This window comes from Mesorhizobium sp. M0663 (assembly GCF_040320585.1).
Taxonomy (GTDB): domain Bacteria; phylum Pseudomonadota; class Alphaproteobacteria; order Rhizobiales; family Rhizobiaceae; genus Mesorhizobium.
This window is the reverse complement of sequence record NZ_JAMYPX010000030.1, coordinates 25428-48307: the sequence shown is the minus strand read 5'-3', so window position 1 is coordinate 48307 and position 22880 is coordinate 25428. Positions and strand designations below refer to the sequence as shown.

At 63.6% G+C, this 22880-nt stretch carries 24 protein-coding genes and 1 pseudogene; 14 read left to right on the top strand and 11 right to left on the bottom strand.

Translation table 11 applies throughout. From position 1 onward, the window contains the following. Positions 1 to 4 precede the first annotated feature (4 nt). Positions 5 to 1261, bottom strand: coding sequence for an RNA polymerase sigma factor (locus tag NKI54_RS30395; RefSeq protein ID WP_352591729.1), 1257 nt, complete (start codon positions 1259 to 1261; stop codon positions 5 to 7). After that, the gene (locus NKI54_RS30390; protein ID WP_023718846.1) at positions 1261 to 1614 is read right to left on the bottom strand and encodes a YciI family protein; all 354 of its coding nucleotides are present in this window, start codon (positions 1612 to 1614) and stop codon (positions 1261 to 1263) included. Before NKI54_RS30390 ends, NKI54_RS30395 begins: the two co-directional genes overlap by 1 nt. A gap of 258 nt (positions 1615 to 1872) precedes the next feature. Here NKI54_RS30390 and NKI54_RS30385 point away from each other — a divergent pair, with 258 nt between their 5' ends. The 3 genes from NKI54_RS30385 to NKI54_RS30375 all read left to right on the top strand — a co-directional run bounded on the left by NKI54_RS30385 (position 1873) and on the right by NKI54_RS30375 (position 5470). After that, the gene (locus tag NKI54_RS30385; RefSeq protein ID WP_352457892.1) at positions 1873 to 2832 is read left to right on the top strand and encodes a TAXI family TRAP transporter solute-binding subunit; all 960 of its coding nucleotides are present in this window, start codon (positions 1873 to 1875) and stop codon (positions 2830 to 2832) included. A 161-nt stretch (positions 2833 to 2993) separates the two neighbouring features. Then, the gene (locus tag NKI54_RS30380) at positions 2994 to 5090 is read left to right on the top strand and encodes a TRAP transporter permease (RefSeq protein WP_352591726.1); all 2097 of its coding nucleotides are present in this window, start codon (positions 2994 to 2996) and stop codon (positions 5088 to 5090) included. Further along, positions 5087 to 5470, top strand: coding sequence for a DUF1850 domain-containing protein (locus tag NKI54_RS30375; RefSeq protein ID WP_352451865.1), 384 nt, complete (start codon positions 5087 to 5089; stop codon positions 5468 to 5470). The genes NKI54_RS30380 and NKI54_RS30375 overlap by 4 nt, the downstream gene beginning before the upstream one ends. A gap of 123 nt (positions 5471 to 5593) precedes the next feature. On the opposite strand, the pseudogene NKI54_RS30370 reads toward NKI54_RS30375, so the two are convergent. The 3 genes and pseudogenes from NKI54_RS30370 to NKI54_RS30360 all read right to left on the bottom strand — a co-directional run. After that, a pseudogene (locus tag NKI54_RS30370) lies at positions 5594 to 7108 on the bottom strand (DUF4166 domain-containing protein); the annotation flags it as partial. Between the two features lie 49 nt (positions 7109 to 7157). Further along, positions 7158 to 7538 (bottom strand): thiol-disulfide oxidoreductase DCC family protein, encoded by a 381-nt coding sequence (locus tag NKI54_RS30365; protein WP_352591904.1) that lies wholly within the window; start codon positions 7536 to 7538, stop codon positions 7158 to 7160. Positions 7539 to 7795: 257 nt separating this feature from the next. Then, entirely contained in the window at positions 7796 to 7942 is a 147-nt protein-coding gene (locus tag NKI54_RS30360; protein WP_023678994.1) for a hypothetical protein, read from the bottom strand. A 407-nt stretch (positions 7943 to 8349) separates the two neighbouring features. Here NKI54_RS30360 and NKI54_RS30355 point away from each other — a divergent pair, with 407 nt between their 5' ends. The 3 genes from NKI54_RS30355 (at position 8350) to ligD (ending at position 12335) form a co-directional block, all read left to right on the top strand. Further along, positions 8350 to 8856, top strand: coding sequence for a YciE/YciF ferroxidase family protein (locus NKI54_RS30355; RefSeq protein ID WP_352693344.1), 507 nt, complete (start codon positions 8350 to 8352; stop codon positions 8854 to 8856). 119 nt (positions 8857 to 8975) lie between these two features. Next, the gene (gene ku, locus NKI54_RS30350; RefSeq protein ID WP_352591723.1) at positions 8976 to 9827 is read left to right on the top strand and encodes a non-homologous end joining protein Ku; all 852 of its coding nucleotides are present in this window, start codon (positions 8976 to 8978) and stop codon (positions 9825 to 9827) included. A gap of 9 nt (positions 9828 to 9836) precedes the next feature. Then, on the top strand, positions 9837 to 12335 hold the full coding sequence (ligD, locus tag NKI54_RS30345) for a DNA ligase D (protein ID WP_352693337.1): 2499 nt from the start codon (positions 9837 to 9839) through the stop codon (positions 12333 to 12335). A 119-nt stretch (positions 12336 to 12454) separates the two neighbouring features. Here ligD and NKI54_RS30340 read toward each other — a convergent pair whose 3' ends face one another. Beyond that, on the bottom strand, positions 12455 to 13129 hold the full coding sequence (locus NKI54_RS30340) for an ArsR/SmtB family transcription factor (protein ID WP_352591717.1): 675 nt from the start codon (positions 13127 to 13129) through the stop codon (positions 12455 to 12457). Positions 13130 to 13198: 69 nt separating this feature from the next. Between NKI54_RS30340 and NKI54_RS30335 the strand changes: the two genes are divergently transcribed. From NKI54_RS30335 to NKI54_RS30325, 3 genes are all read left to right on the top strand, one after another. Next, positions 13199 to 13414 (top strand): DUF1127 domain-containing protein, encoded by a 216-nt coding sequence (locus NKI54_RS30335; RefSeq protein WP_023678999.1) that lies wholly within the window; start codon positions 13199 to 13201, stop codon positions 13412 to 13414. A gap of 96 nt (positions 13415 to 13510) precedes the next feature. Beyond that, positions 13511 to 13843, top strand: a complete 333-nt coding sequence (locus NKI54_RS30330; RefSeq protein WP_352591714.1) for an NIPSNAP family protein — start codon at positions 13511 to 13513, stop codon at positions 13841 to 13843. Continuing rightward, positions 13840 to 14184 (top strand): antibiotic biosynthesis monooxygenase family protein, encoded by a 345-nt coding sequence (locus NKI54_RS30325; protein ID WP_352591711.1) that lies wholly within the window; start codon positions 13840 to 13842, stop codon positions 14182 to 14184. Before NKI54_RS30330 ends, NKI54_RS30325 begins: the two co-directional genes overlap by 4 nt. Before the next feature lie 6 nt (positions 14185 to 14190). Here the strand turns inward: NKI54_RS30325 and mbfA are convergent, their stop codons facing one another. After that, on the bottom strand, positions 14191 to 15174 hold the full coding sequence (gene mbfA, locus NKI54_RS30320; protein ID WP_352451856.1) for an iron exporter MbfA: 984 nt from the start codon (positions 15172 to 15174) through the stop codon (positions 14191 to 14193). A gap of 181 nt (positions 15175 to 15355) precedes the next feature. Between mbfA and NKI54_RS30315 the strand changes: the two genes are divergently transcribed. From NKI54_RS30315 to NKI54_RS30305, 3 genes are all read left to right on the top strand, one after another. Next, the gene (locus tag NKI54_RS30315) at positions 15356 to 15673 is read left to right on the top strand and encodes a hypothetical protein (protein ID WP_023718860.1); all 318 of its coding nucleotides are present in this window, start codon (positions 15356 to 15358) and stop codon (positions 15671 to 15673) included. A gap of 202 nt (positions 15674 to 15875) precedes the next feature. After that, positions 15876 to 16853, top strand: a complete 978-nt coding sequence (locus NKI54_RS30310) for a threonine/serine dehydratase family protein (RefSeq protein WP_352693335.1) — start codon at positions 15876 to 15878, stop codon at positions 16851 to 16853. Positions 16854 to 16946: 93 nt separating this feature from the next. After that, entirely contained in the window at positions 16947 to 17600 is a 654-nt protein-coding gene (locus tag NKI54_RS30305) for a glutathione S-transferase family protein (protein ID WP_352636234.1), read from the top strand. Positions 17601 to 17636: 36 nt separating this feature from the next. Here the strand turns inward: NKI54_RS30305 and NKI54_RS30300 are convergent, their stop codons facing one another. The 4 genes from NKI54_RS30300 to NKI54_RS30285 are packed head-to-tail and all read right to left on the bottom strand — an operon-like array spanning position 17637 to position 21365. Further along, entirely contained in the window at positions 17637 to 18773 is a 1137-nt protein-coding gene (locus tag NKI54_RS30300) for an ABC transporter permease (RefSeq protein ID WP_023679006.1), read from the bottom strand. 8 nt (positions 18774 to 18781) lie between these two features. Beyond that, positions 18782 to 19702 (bottom strand): ABC transporter ATP-binding protein, encoded by a 921-nt coding sequence (locus tag NKI54_RS30295; protein ID WP_023679007.1) that lies wholly within the window; start codon positions 19700 to 19702, stop codon positions 18782 to 18784. Then, on the bottom strand, positions 19699 to 20652 hold the full coding sequence (locus NKI54_RS30290) for an HlyD family secretion protein (protein WP_023679008.1): 954 nt from the start codon (positions 20650 to 20652) through the stop codon (positions 19699 to 19701). Before NKI54_RS30290 ends, NKI54_RS30295 begins: the two co-directional genes overlap by 4 nt. Next, positions 20649 to 21365, bottom strand: coding sequence for a CerR family C-terminal domain-containing protein (locus NKI54_RS30285; protein WP_352693333.1), 717 nt, complete (start codon positions 21363 to 21365; stop codon positions 20649 to 20651). The genes NKI54_RS30290 and NKI54_RS30285 overlap by 4 nt, the downstream gene beginning before the upstream one ends. A gap of 88 nt (positions 21366 to 21453) precedes the next feature. Between NKI54_RS30285 and NKI54_RS30280 the strand changes: the two genes are divergently transcribed. Together NKI54_RS30280 and NKI54_RS30275 are read left to right on the top strand one after the other, a co-directional pair. Next, complete coding sequence (locus tag NKI54_RS30280; protein ID WP_023679010.1) at positions 21454 to 21927, top strand: CYTH domain-containing protein; 474 nt, start codon at positions 21454 to 21456, stop codon at positions 21925 to 21927. Next, complete coding sequence (locus NKI54_RS30275) at positions 21924 to 22871, top strand: CHAD domain-containing protein (RefSeq protein WP_023679011.1); 948 nt, start codon at positions 21924 to 21926, stop codon at positions 22869 to 22871. The genes NKI54_RS30280 and NKI54_RS30275 overlap by 4 nt, the downstream gene beginning before the upstream one ends. Positions 22872 to 22880 lie beyond the last annotated feature (9 nt).

The window sequence follows — 22880 nt, the reverse complement described above, 5'->3', positions numbered from 1 at the left end:
TGTCTCAGTGTCTTTCCGCGTGGCCGAGCCATGCCCGTCGTTCCTGCAGGAACCGGCGCACGGCCGGATCGCGTTCGAGGCCGATAGCCCGGTCATAGGCCTCGCTCGCTTGCGGAACTTTGCCGAGTCTGGCCAGCAGGCCCGCGCGGGCGGCCCAGTAAGGTTGATAGTCATACAGCCGCTTGTCGCCGCTGAGTTGATCAAGCGCGCCCAATCCTGCTGAAGCACCTTCGGCCTCGGCAATCGCCACCGCACGGTTGATCGACACCACCGGCGAGCCGGCAATCACCGACAGCGCGTCGTAGAGCTCCTTGATCGCGACCCAGTCGGTACAACCGGTCAGCCGCCGTGTCGTATGGGCGGATTGCACGGCGGCCTCGAGCTGGTAGCGGCCGACAACACCCTCGGCGGCCGCGCGCCCGAGCAGCGCCTCCGCTTCATCGATCAGGGTGTCGTCCCACAATGCAAGATCCTGCTCGGCCAGCGGCACATAGTCACCCGCCGCATTGCGCCGGGCTGCACGCCGCGCCTCGGCGAACAGCATCAGCGCCAGCAGGCCGAGTGCTTCCGGCTCATCCGGCATCAGCGAGGCGATCAGACGGCCGAGCCAGATGCCTTCGGTCGCGAGATTGCGGCGCCGCGTTTCGGTGCCGGCCGGGTCGGACCAACCTTCGGCAAACGCCGCGTAGATCGCTTCCAGAACGGTGCCCAGCCGCTCGCCGAGCTCGGCCCGCTCCGGCACGCGGAACGGAATGCCTGTCTCGCGAATTCGCGTCTTGGCGCGCACCAGCCGCTGGCTCATCGTGGCTGGCGAGACAAGAAAAGCCGAGGCGATGGTCGCTGCGTCGAAGCCCAGGACCGTCTGCAGGATCAGCGGTGCTCGCACGCCGGCCTCAATCGCGGGATGGGCGCAGGCAAACATGAGCCTGAGCCGCTCGTCCGGCAGGTCTTCCTCGGCCATGCGCGCCTCCATCTCCTCGGCGATCAGTCTCAGGTGGTCGCGGCCCGCCTCGCGTGTCAGCCGCCGTCTGACCGCGTCGACGCGGCGCTTGCGTGCCACCGCCAGCAGCCAGGCTTCCGGCTTGTCGGGCACGCCCGCCTGTGGCCAACGCTCGAGCGCCGCTGCAAAGGCATCGGCCAATGCGTCCTCGGCAGCGGCCACGTCGCGCGTGCGTGCGGCGAGATAGGCGACCAGCTTGCCGTAGCTTTGCCGGGCGGCCGCTTCCGCCGCCGCCCGCGCAGTATCGGGCAATTCCGGCATCACATGGTGAGTTCCCAGATCGGCCGCACCTCTACCGTGCCGGTGCTGGCGCCCGGGCAGCGCGCCGCCCAGGCAATGGCGGCGTCGACGTCCTCCGCTTCGATCATATAGAAGCCGGCAAGCTGCTCCTTGGTGTCGGCATAGGGGCCGTCGAGCACGTTGGTCTTGCCATTGGCCATCCGCACCGAGGTAGCGGATTGCGTCGGCTTCAGCCGGTCGCCGGCGAGCCAGGCGCCGGATTTCTTCAACGCTTCGGTGTAGGCGACGTACGCGCTCGACATCTGTGTCACCGCATCTGCTGGCGCGGCTGCCATCCCCGCTTCGTTTCCATAGATCAAAAGCATGTATCGCATGGTCTTCTCCCGTTTCTCGAAGGCCGCATCGTTGCGAGCCGGACTTATGTCGCGCGGCCCTGCCGGATTTCGACAAGCGCTGGAAAAATCTTTCTGCCGCGATGCGACCTCGCGCAAGCGCCAACGTGTTGCGGCACTGCTTAGCCGTTCGTCTAATCGCTGCTATTGCGGGTTGGCATTTCCCGCCCGCTGTCTAAACTCGCTTCGCTTCGTGCCGCCGAGGAGGGCACGGCGGCGAATTTTCAGGGAGGAAATCGCATGCTCAATTTCAGGACGAAATTTGTTGCAGCCGGCGTGCTGGCGCTGTCCCTTGGCCTTGGCGCGGTATCGGTCAAGGCACAGGAATTCATCAACGTGCTGACCGGCGGCACGTCCGGCGTCTACTATCCGCTCGGCGTCGCGCTGTCGGAAATCTACGGCAAGGGCATCGAAGGCGCGCGCACCCAGGTGCAGGCGACGAAAGCGTCGGTCGAAAACCTCAACCTGCTGCAGCAGGGCAAGGGCGAGATCGCCTTTGCGCTCGGCGATTCCGTCAAGCTGGCCGCCGAAGGCAATACCGAAGCAGGCTTCCCAGGCAAGCTCGACAAGCTGCGCGGCATTGCCGCCATCTATCCCAATTACATCCAGATCGTCGCCAGCAAGGAATCCGGCATCAAGACGCTCGCCGATCTCAAGGGCAAGAGCCTTTCGGTCGGCGCGCCGGCCTCAGGCACCGAGCTCAACGCCCGCACGATATTTGCCGCTGCCGGGCTGAAATACGAAGACCTCGGGCGGATCGAATATCTGCCCTTCGCCGAATCGGTGGAGCTGATCAAGAACCGCCAGCTCGACGCCACGCTGCAGTCGGCTGGCCTTGGGGTCGCGTCGATCCGTGACCTCGCCACCTCAGTGCCGGTAAACATCGTTGCCGTGCCGGCGGAGGACGTCGCCAAGATCGGCTCGCCCTATCTTTCCGTGGTCATCCCCAAGGGCACCTACGAGGGCCAGACCGAGGATGTTGCGACCGCCGCCGTCGGCAATTTCCTGATCACCAGCGCCGATGTCTCCGACGAGACCGCCTATCAGATGACGAAACTGCTGTTCGAGCATCTCGATCAGCTCACCGCTGCCCACGCCGCCGCCAAGGCGATCGACCCGGCCAAGGCGCTCGACGGCATGCCGGTGCCGCTGCATCCAGGCGCCGAGAGGTATTACAAGGAAAAGGGATTGGTGAAGTAAGGAGCCATCCCTCCCCCTTGAGGAGAAGGTGAACAGCTGCCGAAGGCGAATGGACGGGTAGGGTCGGTTGAGGTCGCGCACTGCCGCACCGACCCCACCCGCCTCGCTTCGCTCGGCACCCTCCCCTCGAGGAGGGGACCGCCCCGCCAGGAACCCCGCTAATGACCGTAACCCCGACCGCTCTTTCCCCCACAGCGGAAGCTCCTGTCGAAGGATTGCCGCCTGGCTTCGGCGAAGGCATCGCCGGCAAGGCGGCTTTTTTTATCGCCATCGCCTTCTCCATCTTCCAAATCTACATCGCCGTCTATGGCAGCCTGCCGAGCCAGGTTATACGCGCCATGCATGTCGGCTTCCTGCTGCTGCTCGGCTTTGTCCTAATCGCCAATCTGCGCGCCAAAAGCGTCCCGGCGAAAGCAGTGTTCTGGACGCTCGGCCTGCTTGGTTTCGCCACCGGTCTGTACAATTGGGTGTTCTATGCCGACCTCATCCGCCGCTCCGGCTTTCTCACCACGCCTGACCTGATCGTCGGCGCGGTGCTGGTCGTGCTGGTCTTCGAGGCGGCGCGGCGGTTAATGGGGCTGCCGCTCGCCGTCATTGCCTTCATCTTTCTCGCCTACGCATTTGCCGGCAATCATCTGCCGCCGCCGTTCATCCATCGCGGCTATGATTTCGCCCAGCTCGTCGACACCTTCGCCTATGGCACCGAAGGCATCTACGGCACGCCGATCTATGTCTCGGCCGCCTACATCTTCATCTTCGTCGTTTTCGCCGCCTTTCTTGAGCGCGCCGGCATGATCGCGCTGTTCAACGATTTTGCGCTTGGCCTGGTCGGCTCATGGCGCGGCGGCCCGGCGCAAGTCTGCGTGCTGTCCTCGGCGCTGATGGGCACCATTTCCGGCTCCGGCGTCGCCAATGTGGTGGCCAGCGGCCAGTTCACCATCCCGCTGATGAAGCGCTTCGGTTTCCGCTCGGCTTTCGCCGGCGCCGTCGAGGCGACCTCGTCGATGGGCGGCCAGATCATGCCGCCGGTGATGGGAGCGGTTGCCTTTATCATGGCCGAGACCCTGAACATCCCCTATGCCGCGGTGGTCAAGGCGGCGATCATTCCGGCGCTGCTCTATTTCGGCGCCTGTTTCTGGCAGGTGCACCTGGAAGCCGGCAAGGCCGGCCTGCACGGCATGGCCAAGGCCGACCTGCCCAATCCGTGGGATGCGGTCAGACAACATTGGCCGCTGGTACTGCCTCTCGCAGCACTGATCTACCTGCTGTTTGCCGGCTACACACCGGTGTTCGCCGGCACCATGGGCCTGGCGTTGACCATTGTGCTTATCCTCGGCACGCCGCTGGCAGCATCGATCGGGCCGCTCGCCTTCCGCATCGTCTTCTGGCTGGCGCTCGGGCTTGCCGCGGCTTCCTTCATGAAATTCGGCGTCAACATCCTCAGCCTGGTCATCGCCGTGCTGGTCGCCGCCTGCCTCACCTTCAAGGGCGGGCGCGAGACGCTGCGCATATGCGTGGATTCCCTTGCCGAAGGAGCAAAGAACGCGCTGCCGGTCGGCATTGCCTGCGCCATTGTCGGCATCGTCATCGGCACGTTGACGCTTACCGGCATCGCCTCGACCTTCATCGGCTGGATCATCTCCATCGGCGAGAACAATCTGTTCCTGTCGCTGTTGCTGACCATGCTCACCTGCCTGGTGCTCGGCATGGGTATCCCGACCATCCCTAACTACATCATCACCTCGTCGTTGGCCGGGCCGGCATTGCTCTCGCTCGGCGTGCCGCTGGTGGTCAGCCACATGTTCGTCTTCTATTTCGGCATCATGGCCGACCTCACTCCGCCGGTGGCGCTGGCCGCCTTCGCCGCCGCGCCAATGGCCAAGGAGAGCGGCCTCAAGATCGGCATCCAGGCCACCAAGCTTGCCGTCGCCGGCTTCGTCGTGCCGTTCATGGCGGTCTACACCCCGGCGCTGATGTTGCAGGACCCCGGCCCGATCGCCGCCCAGTTCGGCTATCCCGTCGAGGTCGTCTATATCGTTGCCAAGGCCTGCATGGGCATCGTCCTGTGGGGCGCCGCGGCTGTCGGGTTCCTCGCCCGGCGCATGGCCTGGTGGGAACGTCTCGTCGCCTTCGCCGCCGGCGTGCTGCTGGTTGCCGCGCTGCCGCTCACCGACGAGGCGGGCTGGGCGCTGTCCCTTGCCTGGATCGGCTGGCACTGCTGGCGCGCGCGGCAGGCTTCGCTGGCTAATTCAGCATGAGCCTCTGCATCGTCGCGGCCGGCAAGACGGTGACGCTCGCGGTCGCTGCCTTCACGCTCTCCTGGGTGCATTCGGTGGAGAAGACCCAGTGGCAGGAAGACTGGAAGGTGCTGCCGTCCGGCCTGCAGCTGGTCGAGGCCCGCATCAAGGGATCGGGCGCCGGGATGGAGCCGCCGCAAGGCTCGGTGCTGAGAAACGGCTGGTGGGTCTATGCGCCCAAGGTCGGGCCACAGCGGCGCCTCGCGCTCGCCGCCTCGGGCGCCACGGGTCAGGGCTGGACGCTGTGCACGGCGCAGGACTGTCGCGAACTGGCCAAGCTGGCAGGCGGCACGATCTCGCTGGAGCCGTGCGGGCCGGAGGGCTCCAGCCAGCCGCGGTAGCGGGCGATCATGCCGGCAAGCGGATGCGAGATCTCGACATGGAAGCGGAAGCGGCCATTTCACCGTTTCGTAGGAAGTCGAGCGTGGACCGAGCCACATCGGAAGCGGCAGGCCAAAAAAACTCCAGCGGCGCAAGACCAGCGCCAGCCGGCCGTCTTCGGCAACCAGCGCCATCGCGAAGGTCAGCGGGCCGAAGCGTTCGCACAGCAAGCGCTGCGATCGACCCCGGCCTGCGGACTGTAGGCTCGAAAGACTGTGCTTGCCGAATGTCCGGGTCCAGGTCTCGCCGTCCTTGTCGGTGTCGAAGCGGACATGAACCGGGATGTCCTCGCTTGCCCCGGGGAAGCCGACCGTCCAGGCCATTAGCCGGCCAAGAACATTGCGCCCGCGTTCGACGCGCGCGCGGCCTGCGGCCGTGATCGTACGGTCATGCATTGACCGAATTGCCTCGGGAAGGCCTTGCCAGGCGGCACCGAGCAGCTCGGCATAAAGCGGCTTGTCCTCGTCCGCCGCCCCGTTCCTGAAGCCGGTGTAGATTGTCCGCCCGGCGAACAGGGCTTCATAATCCCGGAGCTCCAAATCGCGCACCCCCGCCCGTGCGCCCGGCGCGGGCTGATGTCCGGCCAGCGCTTTGCGGGCCAGTGCTTCGACCGCCATCGACGGGATCAGCGGCCCGTCATTGCCCTCGGCCAAGAGATGCCACGAGCGCTTGACGATGGCGCCCGCCCGGTCCGATCCCTCCACCTCGACGAACATGCCGCCGCGATGCTCGCCCCAGCGCAGCCGGTTCGTTGCCTGATGCATCAGCGGCGCCAGTGGCGAAAGCGAACCGATCAATCCGGCGCGCACCAGCCAGGCGAGGCCGATCAGGGCGCGGTGCAGCACCTCGGGTACCGGCCCGGCTCCCATCCAGATGGTCCTCGCCTCCGGCCAAAGCGCGGCCAAGGCGCGCAGGTCCGGAACGTCGACCAGAGAAAACAGCGCGTTTCGAAGCGGCAGCCGGCCCGGCGGCGCGATAGTGTAGCGCAGCTGCTCGGTAAACGGACGGCCTTGTTCGGGACGGCCATTGCGAACAAGCCGCACCGGCCGACCGGCATAACCGGCGATAGCCCGGATGACGTTCGCGCCGACGCCGGCAAAGGGCGAAGGCGCGATGCCGCCGCGAATGCCGTCGACCCGCGTCAGGTCCGAAGACAGGCGACGCACCACCGCCGCCGTCAGCACCGGAAAGCTCGAGACGCCGGACAGCACGAAGACGCCGGCGTTTCGCGCCGCCTCGTCGAACGCAGAGACACCGGCGACGAAATCCGAGCCGTCGGCTAGATCGAGATAGTTGATGCGCTGGGCGATGCAGGCCTCGATCAGGCGATAGCGTCCCTCGCCATAGGCCTGGAACGGACCGCTCGCGTCGACTACAATATCAGGCTCAAATGCAGCGAGTTGCGCGGCGAGATCGCCGTCACGGTCGAACAGTGCCGGCACCAGCTGGGCTGCTGTCGGGGCGCGCTTCTTGCAATACGCGTCAGCCTTGGCGAGCGAGCGCCCGGCGACAAAGAGGATCAGATGCGGCTCGCCCTCCAAAAGCTCGACGGTGCGACCGCCAAAGGTGCCATAGCCGCCGACGACAAGAACCTTCATCCGCAGTTCCCCCAAAATGCCCCGCCCGCTCCCGGCCACGGCAACGAACCTAGCAGATCAATCTTGCCCTCACCTCGGCGGAAGGGATTTCGCAATTGTCCTTCTTGCCGAACAGGGCGTAGCGGTTCTTTGCGATGCGGTCGTAGAGCCAGTCGCGAAGCGGGCGCGGCAACAGCAGCAGGATCCGCGCCGCCCGCCACGGCCAGCCGAGTTCGGCCATGACGGCAACGAAACTGTCCAGGCGGGTGAAAGCCACGCCATCGACGATGACGAGATTGGTCTCGTAGCGATCCGTCCGCAGCCCGTATTTCTTGAACAGCATCTCGCCGAAGGGCGACTGCGCCGTTACGAAATGGAAGCGGCCCTTGCGGTCGAGCTTCACCACCATGCGCACAAAGCCCGAGCACAACACGCAAATACCGTCGAACACGATCAACGGGCGACTTGATTCGAATTCTGGCGGCTCAGGAGAATGGTTCGGCTTGACGATCACGTGACGCCCGGCAGCTGGTGTCAGGCGACACTAGGCCTGCCGGCGGCTGGATCAAAGCCCGGAATGCTAGAGGCTTGGCGTTGTCGCACGCCGTCTGTCGGTCAGCGCAGGGCGCTCGGCGCGATAGGTCGTTGACCGATTGTCGGCGTCGGGCCGGCAGATACGGCTGTCGTGACGGCTCTCCATGCTCATCATCAGCGCACGCTGATCCCAAGCGTGTTGCCACGGCGCGCGCAGGCGGGGCCTGGGCCGCGCATATAATAGCGCTCAGGCCGATAGGTCGGCGCGACGAATTCGCGGATGGCGGCGGCATAGCCGGCGATTTGATTCCAGAAGCTCATTTTACTCGGTCCCTGTCCCGTTTCGGATGTCCCTTCCGAATTGCGGGGATCATAGCGTCCAGGCGTGAATAGTCGGTGAACGCGATGTTAATCTCTGGTCGAAAATGCCTTTGTTCATGGCTGGAATGCGGCTGATTCGCGGTGTTTCCATGCAGTCCGTCTGCATTTCGTCCAGTGTGACTTTTGCATCACATATGTTTCGCCTGAATGTCGCAGAGGCGCGGTTTTGTTTCAGGTTTTGCCGGACCGCGAAATTTCCGTGCACGCGGCCGGAAAACCAGGAACCGGCCCGTCAGCCGCACGTTGATTTCCCAGTGCCGGGACGAACCGGCTTCGCAGACTGTGGTGCTCGGGTGGGCCGCAGCCAAAAAATCCGAAACTGCAAGAGCAATGGAAAGGCAAAGGCCATGGGTTTCTTTTCGAAGGATATCAAAACCCTCGACGACCTCTTCGTGCACACGCTGCGCGACATCTATTACGCTGAAAAACAGATCGAGAAATCGCTGCCGAAGATGATCGACAAGGCGAGTGATCCGCAGCTGAAAGCGGGCTTTGAGAAACATCTCGCTCAGACCAAGGGTCATATCCAGCGTGTCGAGCAGGTGTTCGAACTGCACGGCGTGAAGGCCAAGCAGGTCGACTGCCCGGCCATCGACGGCATTCTCGAAGAAGCCGACGACGTCAGCGGCGAAATCGCCGACAAGGAGGTCCTCGACGCTGCGCTGATCGCCTCCGCCCAGGCGGTCGAGCATTATGAGATGACCCGTTACGGCACCCTGATTGCTTGGGCCAAGCAACTGGGCCGCAGCGACTGCGCCAATGTGTTGGCCAACAACCTCAAGGAGGAGCAGGCAACCGACCGCAAGCTTACCGAAATAGCGGAAAGCAAGGTCAACCTGCAAGCCGTCGAGTAGGGCAGTGAGCGAGAACAAGGCAAGGCTGGGTTGAAAGCTCGGACTTGCCTTTTGCGCCGCCGGAACCGGAACGGACTTTGCCCGTTCTCGGTTGAACATTGTCGCGCAGGGAGTTTGTCATGGCGCCGCGCCCGGCCTGGAGAGGGTATCTCAAGCTTTCGCTGGTCACTTGCGCCGTCGAACTGACCAATGTCGTCACCCAGGCCGAGAAAGTCTCGTTCCGCGTGCTCAACCGCAAGACCGGCAATACCGTCAAGCGCGTCTATGTCGATTCGGCAAGCGGCAAGCCGCTCGATGAAGGCGACGAGATCAAGGGCTACGAGATCGGCGACGGCGACTTCGTCCAAATCGAGGAGGAGGAGATCGAAGCCGTGCAGATCGAATCCTCGCATACGATGAGCCTCGATGGTTTCATCGAAAAATCCTCGATCCAGCAGATCTATCTCGATGCGCCCTACTATGTGACGCCTGCGGACGAGGTCTCGGAAGAGGCCTTCGCCGTCATCCGCGACGCCATGGCCGCCAAGAAGACGGCGGGGCTAGCCCGCATTGTGCTCTATCGCCGCGAACGTCCGGTGGTCATTGAGCCGTTGGGCAAGGGTCTGCTGCTGACGACCCTGCGCTATGGCGATACGGTTCGCAGGCCCGAGATGGTGTTCGGCGACATCAAGCCGGTGAAGACCGACGCCGAGATGATCAGGCTGGCCGAACACATCGTCGATGAGAAACAGGCGAAGTTCGATCCTTCCGAATTCGAGGACAAATACGAAAACGCCCTGATCGAGCTGGTCCGCGCCAAGAAGGCCGGCAAGAAGGCACCGAAGACCAAGGCGGAACCACGGCCCTCCAACGTCGTCAACCTCTTCGATGCGCTGAAGAAGAGCCTTTCGTCGGAAGCCGGTGCGCCGGCAAAGACCGAACGCCCGGCAAAAGGCGCCAAGTCCAAAGCCGCCCGGCGCAAATCTGCTTAGGATCCGCCCATGGCCAGCCTCGAGCAGTATCACGCCAAGCGCAATTTCAAGAAGACGGCCGAACCAGCCGGCAAGGTTTCGCACGGCAAGAAAGCCGTGCCGGGTGGCATCTTCGTCATCCACAAGCATGCCGCCACCAGGCTTCACTACGACCTTCGTCTCGAGCACGGCGGCGTGCTGTGGAGCTGGGCGGTGACGCGAGGCCCGAGCCTCGACCCGCACGAAAAGCGGCTCGCCGTGCATGTCGAGGACCACCCGATCGACTATGCGCCGTTTGAAGGCACCATCCCGAAGGACCAATATGGCGGCGGCTCGGTCATTGTCTGGGATGAGGGAACTTGGGTCCCCGATGGCGACCCGGCAAAGGCGATGAAGAAAGGCCATATCAGTTTCGAACTGCATGGCCACAAATTGCATGGCGCATGGCATCTGGTGCGGCTGAAGCCGCGTCCGGGCGAAAAGCGTGACAACTGGTTGCTGATCAAATCCGACGATGCCGCCGCGCGTCCGGGCGAGGACATTTTGCAGGAGGCGCCGCAATCGGTGAAATCCGGCCTGACCATCGAGGAGGTCGGCGAAGGCAAGACCGCCGACGGCAAGAAGCCAAGGGTCTGGCAGTCCGACAGGCCGGCTACCGGCAAGAAGGCAGTCGCGGCAAGGCGGCTCGAATTCATCGAACCGGCGCTCGCAACGCTGGAGCGGGACGCGCCGCCCGGCAAGGACTGGCTGCATGAGGTGAAGTTCGACGGCTATCGCATGCAGTCGCAGCTTACCGGCACCGAGGTGCGGCTTTTGACACGCGCCGGCCTCGACTGGACCGACAAATTCGGTGGCGCAATTGTCGCGGCACTTGGCGGCCTGAAATGCACCGATGCGATCATCGACGGCGAAATCGTCGTGCTGGCGGATAACGGCGTCTCGTCATTCTCGCTGCTGCAGCAAGATCTGTCGGCGGGCCGCACGGATCGTTTCATCTACTACGTTTTCGACCTGTTGCGTCTCAACGGTGAGGATATCCGTTCCGAGCCGCTGGTCGAGCGCAAGGAAAGGCTGCGCACTTTGCTCGCCGGACAGGCCGAGGATCAGGCCGTGCGCTTCAGCGACCACTTTGCCGAGCCCGGCAAGATCATGCTGGAGCATGCTTGCCGGCTGGGGCTCGAAGGCGTCGTCTCCAAGCGCGCCGATGCGCCCTACCGCAGCGGCCGTGTCCCGTCCTGGGTGAAGTCGAAATGTACGGCGCGCGAGGAATTCGTCATCGGCGGCTACATGCCGTCGGACAAGACCGGGCGGGGCCTGCGCTCGCTGCTGGTCGGCTATCACGAGGGCGGCAAGCTGCGCTATGCCGGCCGCGTCGGCACCGGCTTCACGGCCAAAAGCACCAACGAGCTGAAGAAGAGGCTTGATGCGCTGAAGATGACAACCTCGCCCTTCGACAGGGCGGTGCCAAGGGGCAAGGGGCTGGTCTGGGTCAAGCCCGAACTTGTCGGCGAAGTGGAGTTTCGCAGTTGGACGTCGGACCGTATAATACGCCACGCGTCGTTCCAGGGATTGCGCGAGGACAAGCCGGCGGAGGAAGTCGTGCAGGAGAAACCGAAAGCACGCTCAGCCACGGCCGAGCCGAGGCCAAAGCCCGCCGAACCCGCCGGCGCGGCGAAAACCTCGGTTACACTGTCCCGCCCCGACAAGCTTCTGTGGCCCGAGGAGAACGTATCGAAGCAGGATCTGGTTGATCACTACGCGCTGGTCTGGCCGCGCATGAAGCAATTCGTCATCAACCGGCCGCTCAGCCTCGTGCGGGCGCCGGACGGCGTTGGCGGCCAACGGTTCTTCCAAAAACATGCCTCGGCCGGCATGCACGACAAGATCGCAGTGATGAAGGATCCCACCGACGGCGAGGAGATATTGTTCATCCGCGATTTCGACGGTGTCGTGGCCCTGGTGCAGCTCGGCGTCGTCGAGATCCACATCTGGGGCTCGACCACGGACGAACTGGAAAAACCCGACCAGATCATCTTCGATCTCGATCCCGACGAGGGTGTCGACGTGAAGGCAGTGCGTGCCGCGGCGCTCGATATCCGCAGCCGGCTCGACGAACTGTCCCTGCCTAATTTCGTCAAGACCTCGGGCGGCAAGGGCTATCATGTCCTCGTCCCGCTGAAGCCGTCGGCGGACTGGGACGAGGTCAAAGGCTTCGCCCATGAGTTCGCCCGAGCGCTCGAGCAAGCCGCACCCGACCGCTACACGGCGACGCTGTCGAAGAAGGCGCGCACGGGCAAGATTTTCGTCGATTATCTGCGCAACGGCCGCGGCGCCACCACGGTTGCGCCTTATTCGTCGCGCGCCAAAAAAGGCGCCACGATATCGATGCCAGTGACCTGGGCGGAAATCGAGGCCGGATTGCCGCCGAACGCCTTTCCGATCGGCGACAAGACGACGCTGAAGCGGCTCGGGCAAGCCGATCCCTGGGCGGATTTTTTCAAGCAGGCCAAGCCGCTCAAGCGCGGCTAATGCATGTCGCGCAAAAATGTGCAGCGGTTTGCGACAACGACATGCTTCAAAACAAAAAGTTACAGCGGTTCGGCGTTTCCGTGAAACGACGAACCGTTCTAGCGCATTGAAGCGAGCCGTCAGGCGAGAAACGTCGTCTCGAAGGCCTGCTTGCCTACCGGTGAAAAGATCACGGCACGGCTGTCCTTCTCGCGCCGTGCCCATTTCTCGGCGAGGATCTTGTCGAGAATGGCGGCGCCCAGCGTGCCGGCGAGGTGCGAGCGCCTCACGCTCCAGTCGAGGCAGGCGCGGCACACCGGTCGCCGCGCTTTGGTATGGATGTCGATGCCGATCGCGGCGAAATGCGAGGTGGCCGACGGCCCAAGCTGAATCTCCTCATCATCGCGCAGGAGCACTTGTCGAGCGACGAGACGGTCCAGCATCGCCACCGCCTGCTCGCCGGCGAGGTGGTCGTAGCAGACCCGCGCCACGCGCATGGCCGCGTCGCGAGGGCCGGGTCGCACCCTCTGCGGCCCGACCGCGGCGGCAACGCCGGTGATAGCTTCGATCATTCCTGCCACCTGCGGGCAGGCGAGGCCATAATAGCGGTGCCGCCCCTGGCTCGCCAGTGTCAGCAGCCCGCCTTCCATCAGCTTCGACAGATGCGAGCTCGCTGTCGGAAGCGACACCCCGGCTTCGAGTGCCAGTTCGCTCGCCGTCAGTGCAGTGCCGCCCATCAGTGCGGACAGCATGTTTGCCCGCGCCGGATCGCCCACCAGGCTGGCTGTGCGGGCTATGTCAGGTCCTTCGCGCATAGTTCGTTCCTCATCGAAGCATCCTCGTCAGATAAAGCATTAGTCTCGATGCAAATCAAGGAGACAACGATGCCTGCAAGGACCATTCTCAGCGCCGCGCCTGCTCGCCGGCCGTTCCCGTTCATTGTCTTGCGCCGCTTGCGGCTGCGGCTCCTGAAGCGGTGGTACGACCGTCATTTGCAGCGTCTCGACCTCGCCGAGATCGACGATCATCTGCTGCGTGACCTTGGCCTGACACCTGAAGACGTCCGCCGCGAATGCGCGAAATCGTTCTGGCAGGCATGATCAGCGAGGGATTTGCCTAGCATATCGATCTTCGGAACGTTTCGATCCGGCTCGAACTGTGACCGCAAGAAAACATCCACCGCCAAGGAGGCGAAAATGACCATCACCTGCTTCATCCGCTACGAGATCGATCCGTTCGGCAAGGCGGCGTTCGAGGAATATGCACGCAATTGGGGGCAGGCGATCCCGCGCTGCGGCGCCGATCTGATCGGCTATTTCGCGCCGCGCGAAGGCTCGGCCACCACGGCTTATGCCGCCTACAACATCGACAGTCTTGCGGCCTACGAAGCCTACCGCGCCCGGCTCGCCGCCGATCCCGCCGGCAAGGCGAACTACGAGTTCGCCCGACGGGAAAAATTCATTCTGAAGGAGGACCGCATCTTCCTCAAGCTGGCCTCCGGGCCGCATGCTCCTTTGGTGAAGCCATGATCGCCGTCATCTTCGAGGTCGAGTCGGCGGCGGGCAAGCGCGATGCCTATCTCGGCATCGCCGCCGACCTGCGCCCACTGCTCGACGGCATCGACGGTTTCCTGTCGATCGAGCGCTTCCAGAGCCTTGCCGATCCGAACCGCATCCTGTCGCTGTCCTTCTGGCGCGACGAGGACGCGGTGAAGACCTGGCGCAACACGCAGGAACATCGGCAGGCGCAGAAGGCCGGGCGCGGCGGTATCTTTGCGGACTATCGTTTGCGCATCGCCCATGTCGTGCGCGATTACGGCCTGACCGAACGCGCCGAGGCGCCTCAGGACAGCCAGGCGGTAAATGGTTAAGGACTGTTAGGCATTCCCGATCAGCACCCCTGCCGCAAACACCAGCGCGCCACCCAGCACCACCTGGAAGGCGGCGCGCCAGAATGGCGTCTGCATGTAGCGGTTCTGCACGAAGGCGATCGCCCACAGCTCGAAGAAAACCACCACGGCGGCGACAATGGTCGCCGTCCAAAAAAGCGGGATTAGATAGGGCAGCGCATGGCCGAGCCCGCCCAGCGTCGTCATGACGCCGACGGTCAGCCCGCGTTTTGCCGGCGAGCCGCGGCCCGATAATTTGCCGTCGTCGGAAGCCACCTCGGTGAAACCCATCGAGATGCCAGCGCCGATCGAGGCGGCAAGCCCGACCAGAAAGGTCTGGAACGTATCATGCGTGGCAAAGGCGGCGGCAAAGATCGGCGCCAGCGTCGACACCGAGCCATCCATCAGCCCGGCCAGCCCCGGTTGGACATAGGTCAGGATGAACTGGCGCTGCTCGGCTGCTGTTTCTTCGTCCTTGACCGCGCCCGGCACATGCTTTTGCTCCAGCCGCTGCGCCAGTGTCTCGTGGCCCTGTTCTGCGATCGCCAGGTCGTCGAGCAGCTTTCGCGTCGACGCATCGCCTGTGCGTTTGGCCGCCTCGATATAGAACAGGTAGGCCTGCCGCTCCATGGCCTCGGCTTGGCTGCGCACATGATCGATGCCGAGCGGCCTCACCAGCCAGTCCGGCTTGCGTTCGTAATAGCCCTTCACATGTTCGCGCCGGATCAGCGGTATGCGCTCGCCGAAACGCTTGCGGTAAAGCTCGATCAGCGAATCGCGATGGCCGTCCTCCTCCTCCGCCATCTCCTCGAACACCTTGGCCGATTGCGGAAAGCTCTCCGCCAGCCCGTCGGCATAGGCGCGATAGATGCGCCCGTCATCCTCCTCGGAGGAGATGGCGAGCGCCAGAATCTCCTGTTCCGAGAGCGATTCAAAGGGACGGCGGCCGAAGCCGAAAACGCGGGAAAGCATGAGAAATTCACCCCAGTTTAGAACAGTTCTAAACTAGGGCCTCGCACGTCGCCGGTCAATCGTGTGCGCTCCACTCATGCTCAAAAGGTACAGGCTTCAAAATCCCGAACACATCGCCGTTGCTATCGGCAAACGTTCACTTATATAACCGAATCTCAACCAAGAGAAAGGAACGCCGCAGATGCCGGAAAAACAGCAGCCGTTTGATCCCAAACCGGTTCTCGATCTTATCGCTAATATCGAGGCGGATCTGCAGCGCCTGAAAGGCCTGGTCGAGCAGCAGGTCGAAAAATTTGATCCCGCCAATCCGCACAACAAGGCTCCCGACGGCAAGTTGACCGAGGAGGGTGTCGAGTGCTGCTATCGCCTGTTCGACGAGGGCAAGTCGCGCTATTCGGTTGCCCAGCAGATGAAGATCTCCTTCGCCGCCGCCACCCACCGCTTCAACACCTGGCGCAAGATGGGCGGCCCCAAACGGCAAAAGACGCTGTTGGGGTGAGGAGCGGCAGGCTATGCCGGTCAATCGACAACGATTTGTCGACTGAAGCGACGAACGCATGGCAGAGGGCCGAGGAGGCGGTGGGGACAGTCACGCCCCACTCTCCTGCCTCCAAGGACGAATTGTAACGGTCACATTTTTTCATTGGTGCGCCGCCTCCCTTTCCGTGCAGCATAGGCGGTCTCATCTCAGGACCCTAGCCATGACCATCCCTCCCGGCATCGCCGATATTCACAGCGCAGCAGTGCGATTGTCCGGACTGATCGTCGAAACGCCGCTGATCGAATCGCCGGAGTTGAACAATCGCTTCGGCGCCAGGATCCTGTTCAAGCCGGAGACGTTGCAGCGCACCGGCTCGTTCAAGTTCCGCGGTGCATACAACAAGCTCTCCTCGCTCTCGGCGGAAGAACGCGCCCGCGGCGTCGTCGCCTTCTCGTCGGGTAATCACGCGCAAGGCGTCGCCGCCGCGGCGGCGATGTTCGGCGTCAAGGCCGTAATCGCCATGCCTACCGACGCGCCGGCGATGAAGGTCGGCAATGTCAGGAAGATGGGCGCCGAAGTGATCACCTTCGACCGGGTCCGCGACGATCGCACTGCCGTCGTCCGTTCTTACGTGGAAAAGGGCATGGTCCTGGTGCCGCCTTACGACGATCCGGCCATCATCGCCGGCCAGGGCACGGTCGGCCTCGAATTGATGCGCCAAGCAAGCGCGCTTGGCGTCAGCCTCGATGCGGTGGTGGTTCCCTGCGGCGGTGGCGGCTTGAGCAGCGGCATTTTGATCGCGGTCAAGGACGCCTCGCCGGGCACCGCCGTCTGGGCCGTGGAACCCGAGCATTTCGACGACACACGCCGTTCGCTGATCAAAGGCGCCAGGGTGTCGAACGCGCCCGGCCACACCTCGATCTGCGATGCCCTTCTCGTCGCCGAGCCCGGCGCGATCACTTTCGAAATCAACCGCAAGAATCTCGCCGGCGCCATCGCCGTTTCCGACAGCGCGGTGACACAGGCGATGCGCGACGCGATGGCTTGCTTGAAGCTGGTCGTCGAACCTGGCGGTTGCGTCGGCTTGGCCGCGCTGTCGTCAGGCGAAATCGACCTTGCCGGCAAATGCATTGCCGTGGTGCTCTCCGGCGGCAATGTCGATCTCAGCACCTATGCCGAGATCATTGCTGCCGGCTAGGATAGCAATCAGTTCCAGCTCATGTGCCGATTTCGAGGTGCTCAAGCGTCCGTTGCACCCGGTCGAACCGGTACCCTTCAAAGACTGAGATCAATGAAACTGTTCTTCAGCCGCAATCCCAATCCTCGCCTCGCGGTCGCGGTGGCACGGTATCTCAACGCCAAGGTCGAGTTTGAATTCGCCTCTCCCTTCGCTCCGGGCCAGGCCGAGCGATTTCGCCCGCTCAATCCAAATCTTTCATTGCCCATCCTTATAGGTTCGGGAAAAAGCCTCTGGGAGGCCGACGCCATAGCTTGTCGGCTTTCGCGCGATATGCATTCGGATTTCTGGCGCGCTGGCGACGACGAGCCCGAGATGATCCGATGGCTGAGTTGGGGGAAAGAGAACTTCGCAAGAGCCTGCGATGTCGTGCATTTCGAACGCGGGACCAAACAGCGCTATGGGCTCGGCCCGATAGATCAGGCGCGGGTTGAGGAGGGCCTGAGCGACTTCCGCACGGCCGCTGCCATACTTGATGCCGAGCTTTCCCAGCGAGAATGGCTGGTCGGCGCTTCGGTTTCCTATCCCGACTTTCGAATGGCGACGTTTCTGCCCTTCAACGATGTCGCCCGATTGCCGCTCGATGACTATCCCTCTGTCAGTCGCTGGTATCTTCAACTCGAAGAAATCGACGCCTGGCGCGATCCCTTCGAAGGGCTCAATGCGCCTGAGTTGACACCGGTCCCGGGCCAGGCCAAGTCCGTGTGAATCTCGATCATTTGCAAAAGCGGATCGAGTTCGACCCTAATCCAGCGTCCGGCGGAACCGCACCAGCGCAATACCGGCGAACAGGGCCACGAACACCACCAGCCAGCCGATTTCCGTTGCCACCGCCGGCAGTTCGGCGCCCTTCAGCATCACCGCGCGGATGATGCGCAGGAAATGCGTCAGCGGCAGCACCTCGCCAAAGACCTGCGCCCAGTCCGGCATGCCGCGATAGGGGAACATGAAGCCGGACAGCATGATCGACGGCAAGAAGAAGAAGAAGGTGAGCTGCAGGGCCTGCATTTGCGTGCGGGCGATCGTCGAGATCGTGTAGCCGAGCAGCACCAGCGCCAAGACGAAGATAAGGACCGCCGTCAACAGCAGCGACATCGATCCGGTGAAGGGGATGGCAAACAGAAGCTTCGAGGCTGCCAGCACCACCAGCACCTGCACGGCGCCGACCGCCAGATAGGGCAGCACCTTGCCCAGCATGATCTCGAGCGGGCTTGACGGCATCGCCAGAAGGTTCTCCATCGTGCCGCGCTCGGTCTCGCGCGTCAGCGCGATCGAGGTCATCATCACCATCGTCATCTGCAGGATGACGCCGAGCAGGCCGGGCACGATGTTGTATTGCGAGACGGCTTCCGGATTGTAGCGCCGGTGCACCACCACCTGGAGCTGGCCCCGGGCAGCCTCGGCCGCCGTTTCCTGCATGCCGCGTGCCCTGAGCAGCGCCTGGTTGGCGACGGTGCCGAGCGTCGAGATGGCGCCGCTGGCGACGGCCGGATCGGTCGCATCCGCCTCGATCAGAATCTGCGGGCTGTCGCCGCGCTCGACCCGCCGGGCAAAATCGGCGGGAATGGTGACGACGAAGGCGACGTCGCCGCGCGCCATCAGGAATTCGGCTTCGGCGGCACTTTGCGCGACGTGGTCGAAGCGGTAATAGCCGGTGGTCTGCAGCGCCGAAACCATGGCTCGTGTGTAAGGATCGCTGCTCATCGCCACCAGCGCTGCCGGCAGGCTCTTCGGATCGTTGTTGATGGCATAGCCGAACAGCACCAGCTGCATCAACGGTACGCCGAGCATCATGGCGAAGGTGATGCGGTCGCGCCGCATCTGGATGAACTCCTTGATCAGCAGCGCGCCTAGCCTGGCGAACGAAAAGATGCTGTTTATCCCATTTTTCATCCCATGTTGTCCTTCGAACCGGACATGAACTGGATGAACACATCCTCCAGGCTGGTCTCGCCGGGCGTCACCGTAACGCCCTCGTGCTCTTTCTCGACATCGGCGAGCGCTGCCTGAAGTGCCGTCCTGTCGGAGCCGACGACATGCAGCGTCGCGCCGAACGGCGCCACCTGGTCGACGCCGGGGCGGCCATGAAGTGCGGCAGCGACCTGATCGAGCCGCGGCCCTTGCAGGACGAAGGTGGTCAGCCCGGCATTCCTCACCACGTCCTCGACCGTGCCGGTGGCCAGCATCTTGCCGTAGGAGATGTAGCTGATGCGATGGCAGCGCTCGGCCTCATCCATGTAATGGGTGGAGACCAGCACGGTCAGGCCGCCGCTCGCCAGCCGGTGGATCTCGTCCCAGAATTCGCGTCGCGCTTTCGGGTCGACGCCCGCCGTCGGTTCATCGAGCAGCAGCAGTTTCGGCTTGTGCATGATGCAGGCGGCCAGCGCCAGCCGCTGCTTCCAGCCGCCGGACAGGGTACCGGCCAACTGGTTCCTGCGCGATGTCAGGCCGAGCTCCTCAAGCGTCTTAGCCACGTGCTCGTCGAGCGGCTTCAGCCGGTACAGCCGAGCCACGAATTCGAGATTCTCGCCGATCGTCAGATCTTCGTAGAACGAGAATCTCTGCGTCATGTAGCCGACTTCGCGTTTGATCCGCAGGCTGTCGGTGCGGATGTCGAAGCCCAGAACCGTGCCTTCGCCCTCATCCGGCGTCAGCAAGCCGCACATGATGCGGATGGTCGTCGTCTTGCCCGAGCCGTTCGGCCCGAGGAAGCCGACGATCTCGCCCTCGGCCACAGCCATAGTCACATGATCGACGACGGTCTTGTCGCCAAAGCGTTTGACCAGGCCGTGCACGTCGATGACGTTCATTTTCCGATGTCCGCCAGATCGACGTCGACGATCTGCCCGGGCTGCAAGGCGCTGGCGTCGCCCTCCGGCCGCGCTTCGACCAGATAGACCAGCTTTTGCCGGGTCTCGAGCGAGTAGATCACCGGCGGCGTGAATTCCGGATCGGGCGACACATAGCTGACGCGTGCCTTCACGCCCGACCCGCAGCCGTCGCAATGGACGTTGAGCAGCGTGCCGACGTCGACCGAGGAGAACGCGCTTTCCGGCACATAGACGCTGAGCTTCACCGCGCCGTCCGGCAGCATGGAGATGACCGGCGCGGTCGGACCGGCCGTGTCGCCTGGATAGCGGATGACATCGTTGACCCGGCCGGGCGAGGGCGCGGTCAGCACACGCTTCGACAGCCGCCATTGCGCTTGCTCCAGCGCCGATTGCGCCTGCCTGACTTGATTGTCGGCGGCCTTGATAGTCTCCGGCCGTGCCGGCAGGCCGCCGACCGCGAGATTGGCCTCCGCCTGGCCGACCTGCGCGTTGGCCGTCTCGAGAGCCGCGGAAGCCGTGTCGTAGTCGGCCTGTGTGCCGGTGCCGCGTTTGAACAGATCGCTGGCGCGGGTGTATCTGCGTTTGGAGTCGGCGGCTTGTGCTTTGGCCATGTCGACCTGCGCCTTGAGCACCGCGATCTCTTCCGGCCGCTTGCCGACCTGCAGATCGGCGAGTTGCGCCTGGGCTTGCGCAAGCGCTGCCTCGGCTTGTGCGATGGCGATCTTGGCGTCGGCGTTTTCCAGCGTCACCACCGGCGTGCCGGGCGCGACGCGGTCGCCTCGCTTGACCGCAATCGTCTCGACCTGCGCCACCTCGATCGGCGCGAGCAGCACATAATCGCCCTCGACGTAGCCGACGGCGAGCGGTGCTGCCGGCGCGCAGGCGCTGAAAAGCTGGGCGGCAAGCGGCAAAGAACAGAGCAGGCTCATGATCCACGATCCTTCCGGACAGCCAAATCGCGCCGAGCTAAAATCGCGCTGAGATTGTCGGTTATTGTTGCCGCGATCTTGCCGGCCTCGTCGTCGCCGATCTCGCGCCAGCCCATCCGGCGCATAACTGCCTCGCGGCCGATGCGGAAATAGACGACCTGGCCGATCAGCGTGAATACGGTGAGTTTAGTGCGCTCGCTCTCGGCCGGCTCGCCCGTCGCCTGTTCCCAGATCAGGCAGAGTCGGTGATGCGCCGGTTCGAACACGCCATCATAGATACGGTCGAGCGCGGCGGTTGGATGAGACAGCTCACGCAGGACGAACTGTACAATCTCGCCGGCTTCCGGCCTTGCCGCGATGAAGGCGACCATCCGCTCCAGTGCGACGGCCAAATGTGCCCGCGCGGCCTCGGCGTCCGCCAATGCCGCGGCCGGCGCTTGCAGATTGCCGATCGCCTGGCCGGCAACGGTCTGGATGTTGTCGACGATGTAGTCGGCCGCCGCGTTGCGGAGCCCTTCCTTGCCGCCGAAATGATAGGCGATCGAGCCGATATTGGCCTTGGCCTCGGCCGCGATCTGGCGCGTTGACGTGCCGTCGAAACCCTGGCGTCCGAACAGCTTCAGCGCCGCGCGCACGAGTGCCGTCCGCGTCATATCCGCGGCGGTCTTGGGCGCCTCATGAGGAAGGCCGCTGGCGCTGGGCGATTTGATCATGGCCAACAATTTAATCAATCGAATGATTAAAGTCAAGTGCGGTCAAGCGGCTTGCCAACTCTGGCCGTGCGCGCTTTAGTGCCTGGCCATGGGCAAGGAAATCGAGCGTAAGTTCCTGGTCTCAGGTGAGGAATGGCGGGCAATGGTCGAGGCGGACATTCATATCCGTCAATTCTACCTAGTCGCCGAACCCAGCCGCACGGTGCGTGTGCGCATCAGCAACGATGCGGCCGCCAAGCTGACGCTCAAGTTCGGCAGCCAGGCACGCGAGCGCGACGAATTCGAATATCCGGTACCTTTGGCGGAGGCGCAGGAGATGCAGGCCTTTGCCATCGGACATGTCATCGAGAAGACACGCCATCATGTTAGACACCGCGGCTATCGCTACGAAGTCGATGTCTTCGGCGGGACGCTTGCGGGGTTGGTGATCGCCGAGCTCGAGACGCCGGATGATGTACAGGACGAAATGCTGCCACATTGGCTCGGCCGTGAAGTCACCGGCGAGCCGAGATTTTACAACGCGTCGCTCGCCCTTGGGGGGATTCCGGAGATCGTCGCATGAGCTTTCGTATCGATCCGCGCATGTCGCTGACCGGAGAGGTCAGGCGCATCCTCGCCGAGGAGATCGGCAAGGCGCTTGTCCATCTGGACGCCGCGCGTGACAGGCCCGAACAGGGGCTGCACAAATGCCGCAAACGGCTGAAGAACGTCCGCGCCTTGCTGCGCCTTGTCCGTTCCGGAGACGAAACATTCTGCGTGACGGAGAATCAGTGCTACCGCCAGGTGGCGGCCCTGCTTGCCGGTCCGCGCGAGGCGACCGCACTGGTGGAAACAATCGACCGGCTGGCGGCAAGCTTTCCCGAGCAAAGTGCCGGCGATGGCCTCGGTGCCGTGCGTGACAGGCTCGTCGCGCGCCAGCATGAACTGCATGGCGGAGCAGGCCTCGATGCTGCGATAGGCGCGGCGATTTCCGCTTGCGAGGAAGGTGTCGCCCGGATCGACAAGCTCGCTCTGCCCGACCAGCCGGAGCAGGCTGCCGACGTGCTCGCCGAAGGCGCGCGCACCACTTTGCGCCGCGCCAGGAAAGCGCTGGACAAGGCGGCTTCGCGCGGCGAAGCCGATGACTTTCACGATCTGCGCAAGGCGGCCAAGACGCATGGCATGCACCTGTCGCTGCTCGGCAGGCTGTGGCCGACGCCGATCAAGACGCGGCGCAAGGCCGTCGACGAATTGGGCGAGCGGCTTGGCGAGTTCCACGATGTGTTCGTCATGCGCGCGCTTCTAGATGCCGAGGACCAACCGCTCGGCCCCCCTGAGGAGACGCGGTTGCTTGCCAAGCTGCTGAAGCGCTCGGAAAAGGGCCTGAAAAAGACCTGCCTCGCCGAGGCGGCCGAGCTTTTCGGCGACAGTCCGAAGCGCTCGACGAGGAAGCTCGCCCGCAAGGTGCGCGAAGATCTCACAGCGGCACCGCAGCACGAAGACGCCGGCGCGCCTGGCGTGGGCTGATCATGGTCT

Coding starts and splice junctions, on each gene's coding strand:
- NKI54_RS30395 (WP_352591729.1), bottom strand. CDS start 1,261: ATGCCGGAATTGCCCGATACTGCGCGGGCGGCGGCGGAAGCGGCCGCC.
- NKI54_RS30355 (WP_352693344.1), top strand. CDS start 8,350: ATGGGTTTCTTTTCGAAGGATATCAAAACCCTCGACGACCTCTTCGTG.
- NKI54_RS30390 (WP_023718846.1), bottom strand. CDS start 1,614: ATGCGATACATGCTTTTGATCTATGGAAACGAAGCGGGGATGGCAGCC.
- NKI54_RS30310 (WP_352693335.1), top strand. CDS start 15,876: ATGACCATCCCTCCCGGCATCGCCGATATTCACAGCGCAGCAGTGCGA.
- NKI54_RS30330 (WP_352591714.1), top strand. CDS start 13,511: ATGACCATCACCTGCTTCATCCGCTACGAGATCGATCCGTTCGGCAAG.
- ligD (WP_352693337.1), top strand. CDS start 9,837: ATGGCCAGCCTCGAGCAGTATCACGCCAAGCGCAATTTCAAGAAGACG.
- NKI54_RS30285 (WP_352693333.1), bottom strand. CDS start 21,365: ATGATCAAATCGCCCAGCGCCAGCGGCCTTCCTCATGAGGCGCCCAAG.
- NKI54_RS30275 (WP_023679011.1), top strand. CDS start 21,924: ATGAGCTTTCGTATCGATCCGCGCATGTCGCTGACCGGAGAGGTCAGG.
- NKI54_RS30315 (WP_023718860.1), top strand. CDS start 15,356: ATGCCGGAAAAACAGCAGCCGTTTGATCCCAAACCGGTTCTCGATCTT.
- mbfA (WP_352451856.1), bottom strand. CDS start 15,174: ATGCTTTCCCGCGTTTTCGGCTTCGGCCGCCGTCCCTTTGAATCGCTC.
- NKI54_RS30380 (WP_352591726.1), top strand. CDS start 2,994: ATGACCGTAACCCCGACCGCTCTTTCCCCCACAGCGGAAGCTCCTGTC.
- NKI54_RS30325 (WP_352591711.1), top strand. CDS start 13,840: ATGATCGCCGTCATCTTCGAGGTCGAGTCGGCGGCGGGCAAGCGCGAT.
- NKI54_RS30305 (WP_352636234.1), top strand. CDS start 16,947: ATGAAACTGTTCTTCAGCCGCAATCCCAATCCTCGCCTCGCGGTCGCG.
- NKI54_RS30290 (WP_023679008.1), bottom strand. CDS start 20,652: ATGAGCCTGCTCTGTTCTTTGCCGCTTGCCGCCCAGCTTTTCAGCGCC.
- NKI54_RS30360 (WP_023678994.1), bottom strand. CDS start 7,942: ATGAGCTTCTGGAATCAAATCGCCGGCTATGCCGCCGCCATCCGCGAA.
- NKI54_RS30335 (WP_023678999.1), top strand. CDS start 13,199: ATGCCTGCAAGGACCATTCTCAGCGCCGCGCCTGCTCGCCGGCCGTTC.
- NKI54_RS30280 (WP_023679010.1), top strand. CDS start 21,454: ATGGGCAAGGAAATCGAGCGTAAGTTCCTGGTCTCAGGTGAGGAATGG.
- NKI54_RS30385 (WP_352457892.1), top strand. CDS start 1,873: ATGCTCAATTTCAGGACGAAATTTGTTGCAGCCGGCGTGCTGGCGCTG.
- ku (WP_352591723.1), top strand. CDS start 8,976: ATGGCGCCGCGCCCGGCCTGGAGAGGGTATCTCAAGCTTTCGCTGGTC.
- NKI54_RS30375 (WP_352451865.1), top strand. CDS start 5,087: ATGAGCCTCTGCATCGTCGCGGCCGGCAAGACGGTGACGCTCGCGGTC.
- NKI54_RS30340 (WP_352591717.1), bottom strand. CDS start 13,129: ATGCGCGAAGGACCTGACATAGCCCGCACAGCCAGCCTGGTGGGCGAT.
- NKI54_RS30295 (WP_023679007.1), bottom strand. CDS start 19,702: ATGAACGTCATCGACGTGCACGGCCTGGTCAAACGCTTTGGCGACAAG.